The organism is Micromonospora sp. KC723 (assembly GCF_004348595.1).
Taxonomy (GTDB): domain Bacteria; phylum Actinomycetota; class Actinomycetes; order Mycobacteriales; family Micromonosporaceae; genus Micromonospora.
This window is the reverse complement of record NZ_SMKD01000223.1, coordinates 1-5,681: the sequence shown is the minus strand read 5'-3', so window position 1 is coordinate 5,681 and position 5,681 is coordinate 1. Positions and strand designations below refer to the sequence as shown.

Annotated in this window: 2 protein-coding genes and 1 pseudogene; all 3 read left to right on the top strand. The window is 73.1% G+C overall.

What is annotated here, in order from left to right:
• The first annotated feature begins 137 nt into the window (after positions 1-137).
• The gene (locus E1165_RS30555; RefSeq protein ID WP_305792158.1) at positions 138-890 is read left to right on the top strand and encodes a cellulose binding domain-containing protein; all 753 of its coding nucleotides are present in this window, start codon (positions 138-140) and stop codon (positions 888-890) included.
• A gap of 261 nt (positions 891-1,151) precedes the next feature.
• Positions 1,152-1,823, top strand: coding sequence for a cellulose-binding protein (locus tag E1165_RS27640; RefSeq protein WP_132394639.1), 672 nt, complete (start codon positions 1,152-1,154; stop codon positions 1,821-1,823).
• Between the two features lie 18 nt (positions 1,824-1,841).
• Positions 1,842-5,480 (top strand): annotated as a pseudogene (gene pulA, locus E1165_RS27635) (pullulanase-type alpha-1,6-glucosidase); the annotation flags it as partial.
• Positions 5,481-5,681 lie beyond the last annotated feature (201 nt).

Genomic DNA, 5,681 nt, shown 5'->3' with positions numbered 1-5,681 from the left:
CCGTGCCGACGTTCGGGCCGACCTCCCGACAGGACGGCCGGCGAGGGTCTCTGCCGTATGGACAGCAGGCGGGATCACCCCTTTCCGGCAATGTCGAAGATCGGTACGCTCTCGGACGGCACCGATGAAGGAGGGGCATGTCCGACAGGCATCATGCACGATCGCCGCTCGGCGGTCTGCTGCAGATGGCATGGTCCCCCTGGGTGGTGGTCGTCGCCGGGGTGGTGGCGCTGCTGACGTTGCAGGTTGTCGCGCTGCTCTCGGTTCCGGGCGGGGACCGGTTCCACTCCGGGCCGCCGGAGCCGGTGCAGACCATCCCACTACCGGACCTGCCGCCCACGTCGACGCCGACCCGGGTCGCGGCGACGCTGCCCCTGCCGCCGCTGCCCGGCATCACGCCCCGGCGCACCGAGCCGTCCCTCGGTGAGGCGGGCGGCACCGGCCCGGAAGCCCCGCCGGCCCCGTCCGGCGGCCCGCCGGGCACCGTCTCGCCGCCGGCGCCCGCCCCGTCCACCTCGGCGCCGCCGGCGTATCCGCCCGCGCCCGGCGATCCGCCGCCCGCTCCCGCGCCGTCGGTGACCGGCCGCTACAGCAAGCTCAACGACTACGGGGACGCGTTCATCGGCGAGGTGTTGCTGACCAACGCCACGTCGGGATCCCGGTCGTGGCGGGTCCGGCTGGTGCTGCCCCGGGGCCGGCTGGTCACGGCCTGGGTCGAGGGCGCGCCGCAGGGGTCGGCCCGGATGTCCGACGGTGTCTTCACGTACACCAGCGGGGTGGACCTGGGGCCCCGTGCCACGGTGCCCTTGCGGTTCCACTTCGAGTACACCGGCGGCAACAACCGTCCGAGTAGCTGCACGGTCAACGGGGTCGCCTGCTCCGGCCGCTGATCCCGCCAGTTTCCGCCCCGGTCGACCCGCTCGGTCGGGTCAGTTCCTCGGGTCGGCCGGGTCGGGCGGTCCCGGGGTCAAACCGACGTCGTCCGGTCGGTCGGGTTCGCCGCCCCGCCCTTGCTGGGAATCCTAGGTGTGGGATTTGAGCTGGTAGCTTGGCGCTGCCCGACCGTCAGGACGGTGGGGTCCTCGGTCGCGTTACTGCCCGCGCCGCCGATCGTCGCCATGCTCCCGGCACGGGACCGACCAGGGAGACGCATGTCCGGCACGCCGCACACCCGATCCGTGTCCCTCCGCTCGCTGCCCTGGCTCGTGGTGGTCGTCGGCGTGGTCGTGATGGTGCTGCTGCTGGTGGTCGCGCTGGGTTCGGCCGGTCGCCGCCGGCCGGTGGCCGATCTTCCGCCGCCCGCTCCGACCATGTCGATGCCGAACCTGTCGGCCGCCACGCCGTCGCTGCCCCTGGCCACCGGCACCGCGCCGGCGGTGCCGGGGCTGCTGCCCCGCTCGGCCGTCCCGCCCAGCCCTTCGGCGTCGAGTCCGTCGGCCACCCCCGCCGGGGCTGGCACCCAGCCGTCGACCCCGAACCCGCCACGGGCGTCGCCGTCCCCGGCGCTGACGGTGACCGGCCGGTTCCGGGTCATGGCGGACTACGGTGACTCCTTCGCCGGAGAGGTGTTGCTGACCAACACCACGTCGGGCCCTCGATCGTGGACGATCCGGCTGGTGCAGCCCCGAGGCCGGCTGGGGAGCGTCTGGGTGGAGAGCGCGCCGCAGGGCACCGCGAGGATGCGCGACGGGGTCCTCACCTACACCAGTGGGGTGGAGTTAACCGCCCGGGGCTCGGTGCAGGTGCGGTTCATATTCGAGGGCACCGGCGGGACGATGCCGTCGGGCTGCACGGTCAACGGCTCCGCCTGCGCGGGTCTCTGAACCCTCACCACCGCCGACGGTCCGGGCGTCCTCGCCTTCTCCCAGGTCGCCCCCGCCGACCGCGCCGGGTGCCTCGTTGCTGCGAACAACGCCGACACCGCGCAGACTGTCACCGTGGACACCTGGTCGCCCGGCACCACCTTCACCGGCATCTACGGCGGCGTCACCACCGGCGCGACCCCCACCGCCGCCGCCCGGATCCCCGGCGGCGACCAGACGCTGGCGGGCAGCGCCCGCGAGCCGTACACCGTCCACCACGACCTGACCGGCGGGACCGCAGTGGAGCACAAGGCCGTCGACGACTTCAGCGGAGGTACCGCCAGCACCCGGAGCACCGCGACCGTGGGCACCCCGGCGCAGGACGCGGCCGGGGACTGGGTGGTCGTGCACTACCAGCGTCCCACCGGCGGGTACGACGACTGGCGGCTCCACACCTGGGGCGACGTCGACCCGGCGTACGCCATTGAGTGGCCCGCCGGGCAGCCGTTCGCCGGTGAGGACTCCTACGGCCGGTTCGCCTGGCTCAAGCTGAAGCCGGGCGCGAAGTCCGTCGGGTTCCTCGTGGTCGACGCCGACGGCAACAAGGACGTCGCCGCCGACCGCGCCATCGACGCGACGCGGACCGGCGAGGTCTGGATCAGAGAGGGTGACCCGACGCTCTACCCGACCCGGCGAGCCGCCACCGGCCAGCCGGACCCGGTCGTCGACGAGGGCACCGCGATCATCCACTGGCGGAGGGCAGACAACGACTACGACGGCTGGGGCCTGCACCTGTGGGACGGCGCCGCTGACCCCACCGACTGGGCCCGCCCGCTCATGCCGGCGAGGATCGACTCGTACGGGGCGGTCTTCCGGGTGCCGCTGTCGGCCGGGGCCACCGGGCTCAGCTACATCCCCCACTCCGGCGACGTGAAGGACCACCCCGAGGACCAGCGCCTGGACCTCGCCGTCGCCGGACGCGAGGTGTGGCTGCTCGCCGGGATCAAGGGCCGGCTGCTGCCGGCCAGGTCCTCCGGTCCCGCGAGGGACCCGGACATCACCAGGCGGAAGGCGCACTGGATCGACCGGTCCACCGTGGCCTGGCAGACCGGGCCCCCCGACGGCCGGACCTACGCCCTGGTGGCGGCCCCGGCCGGCGGGGTGACCGTCGTCGACGGCGAGCTGTCCGGGACGTACACCTCGCTGCCGCTGCGGGCGCGGCGCAACGGGCTCACCGAGGCCCAGCGCGCGGCCTTCCCGCACCTGTGGGCCCACCGGGCCTTCGCGCTGGACCGGGCCGACCTGGCCCGGGTGCCGGCCGCGCTGCGCGGGCAACTCGTGGTGACCGAGCGGGACGCCGAGGGCACCCTGCTGAACGCCAGCGGGGTGCAGATCCCGGGCGTGCTCGACGACGTCTACTCCGCCGCGACCGGGGCGACGCTCGGCCCGACCTTCGCCGACCGGGTACCCACCCTCGCCGTCTGGGCACCCACCGCCCGGGCGGTGTCGGTGCAGCTGTTCGACTCGCCGTCGACGCCGCCACGGATGGTGGCGATGCGGCGCGACGACCGCACCGGCGTCTGGTCGGTGCGCGGCGCCCGTGACTGGCTCGGCAGGTACTACCGGTACCAGGTCGAGGCGTGGCAGCCGGCCGCACAGAAGATCGTCACCGCGGCGGTCACCGACCCGTACTCGGTGGCGCTGGCGCCGGATTCGACGCACAGCCAGATCGTCGACCTGGACGACGCGTCGCTGGCGCCGGCGGGCTGGGCGACGCTGCGCAAGCCGCCGCCGGTGCCGCCGTCGAAGGCGCAGATCTCCGAGCTGTCGGTGCGGGACTTCTCCATCGCCGACGCCAGCGTGCCGCCCGAGCGGCGCGGTACCTACCTCGCCTTCACCGATCCCGACACGGCAGGGATGAGGCACCTCCGGGCGCTCGGTGACGCCGGGGTCAACCACCTGCACCTGCTCCCGTCGTTCGACTTCGCCACCATCCCCGAGCGCCGGGCCGACCAGCGGCAGCCCGGCTGCGAGCTGGCCCGCCTGCCGCCGGACTCCGCCGAGCAGCAGCGGTGCGTCGCGGCGGTGGCCGACTCCGACGGCTACAACTGGGGGTACGACCCGCTGCACTACACCGTGCCGGAGGGTGGGTACGCCGTCGACCCGGTCGGGGCGAAGCGCACCACGGAGTTCCGGCAGATGGTCGCCGGGATCAACGGCGCCGGCCTGCGGGTGGTGCTGGACGTCGTCTACAACCACACCTCGGCCTCCGGCACGGACGCCAGGTCGGTGTTGGACCAGATCGTGCCCGGCTACTACCACCGGCTCCTGGCGGACGGCGCCGTGGCTACCTCGACCTGCTGCGCCAACACCGCCCCGGAGCACGCCATGATGGGCAAGCTCGTGGTGGACTCGCTGGTGACCTGGGCCCGGCACTACAAGGTGGACGGTTTCCGTTTCGACCTGATGGGACACCATCCGAAGGCGAACATCCTGGCCGCACGCGCCGCGCTGGACGCGCTGACCCCGGCCCGCGACGGGGTGGACGGCCGGCGGATCCTGCTCTACGGCGAGGGTTGGAACTTCGGCGAGGTGGCCGACGACGCCCGGTTCGTGCAGGCCACCCAGGCCAACATGGCCGGCACGGGCATCGGCACCTTCAACGACCGGCTGCGCGACGCGGTGCGCGGCGGTGGCCCCTTCGACCCGAACCCGCGCGCGCAGGGCTTCGCCTCCGGCCTGTACACCGATCCGAACGGTGACCCCGTCAACGGGACGGCGACCGAGCAGAAGGCCCGGCTGCTGCACCAGCAGGACCTGCTCAAGGTGGGGTTGACCGGCAACCTGCGCGGCTACCGCTTCACCGACTCGTCCGGCAGGTCGGTCACCGGCGCCCAGGTGGACTACAACGGCTCGCCGGCCGGGTACACCGCCGCGCCCGGTGAGGCGGTCACCTATGTCGACGCCCACGACAACGAGATCCTGTACGACGCGCTGGCGTACAAGCTGCCGCAGGGCACCTCGGCGGCCGACCGGGCGCGGATGCAGGTGCTGGCCCTGGCCACCACCACCTTCGGGCAGGGCAGCGGATTCGTGGCCGCCGGCTCGGAGCGGCTGCGTTCGAAGTCGTTGGACCGCAACTCGTACAACTCCGGTGACTGGTTCAACCAGATCCGCTGGGACTGCGCAGAGGGCAACGGGTTCGGCGTCGGACTGCCGCCCGAGCAGGACAACAGGGACAAGTGGTCGTACGCCAGACCGCTGCTGGCCGACGAGAAACTGGTACCGGACTGCGCGACGATCGAGCTGACCAACGCCCGGTACGCGGAGCTGCTGAGGATCCGCTCGTCCTCGCCGGTGTTCGGGCTGGCCACCGCCGACCAGGTGCAGCGGCGCGTCGCGTTCCCGCTCTCCGGCGTGCGGGAAACCCCGGGGGTGCTGACCATGACCCTCGACGGCCGGGGACTGGACGGGAGGTGGGCGTCGGTGACCGTCGTCTTCAACGCCACGCCCGAGTCGGCGGAGCAGCAGGTCGACGGCCTGCGCGGGGCGGATGTGGCGCCGCATCCGGTGCTGGCCACCTCGGTCGACCCGGTGCTGCGGGCGGCCTCGTTCGACAGGGCGAGCGGCACCTTCACCGTGCCCGCCCGCAGTGTGGCGGTCTTCGTCGAACGCTGATCCCTGGCGACGGTCCGGCCCCCTGCCACTCGGTGACAGGGGGCCGGACGCCTGCCCGGACGCGGGCTGACCGTCGGTCAGTTGAAGCAGTCTTTGACGGTGCCGGCGCAGTTGGTGGGGTCGTTGTCGGTGATGGTGGTTTTGTGGTCGAGTCGGACTTTGCCGTTGTTGTTGAGGATGCCGCCGGCGACGCGGTGGGTT

Coding starts and splice junctions, on each gene's coding strand:
- E1165_RS30555 (WP_305792158.1), top strand. CDS start 138: ATGTCCGACAGGCATCATGCACGATCGCCGCTCGGCGGTCTGCTGCAG.
- E1165_RS27640 (WP_132394639.1), top strand. CDS start 1,152: ATGTCCGGCACGCCGCACACCCGATCCGTGTCCCTCCGCTCGCTGCCC.